Origin of the sequence: Streptomyces beijiangensis (assembly GCF_017315755.1) — a bacterium.
Classification (GTDB): Bacteria; Actinomycetota; Actinomycetes; order Streptomycetales; family Streptomycetaceae; genus Streptomyces; species Streptomyces beijiangensis.
On the sequence record NZ_JAFLRJ010000986.1, the window covers coordinates 1 to 339 of the forward strand.

The 339-nt window shown below is 67.0% G+C and carries 1 pseudogene; it reads left to right on the forward strand.

The features are described 5' to 3' along the window. Positions 1 to 339 (forward strand): annotated as a pseudogene (locus tag J0695_RS40205) (LCP family protein); the annotation flags it as partial.

The window sequence follows — 339 nt, forward strand, 5'->3', positions numbered from 1 at the left end:
GCGCAAGGGCACCAAACTGTCCAACCCCGGGCAGCTGATGGACCTCGCCGAGGCGGCCACCAACGCGCTCACCGTGGACGACGGCCCCGACGGCATCGGTTCGGTCAAGAAGCTCTACGACCTCGCGGAGGACCTCAAGAAGGTCCCGACCAAGCGCATCACCATGACCACGATGCCGAACGTCTACTCCCAGCTGCAGGGGTTCCAGGGCAAGGTCGAGCCCAAGCCGGTCGACGCCGAGAAGCTGTGGTCGATGGTCCGCGACGACATCCCGCTGGACGGGAAGCCCGCGCAGAACAAGTCGGTCCAGAAGGTCTCCGAGGACCCTGCCGCCGCGCC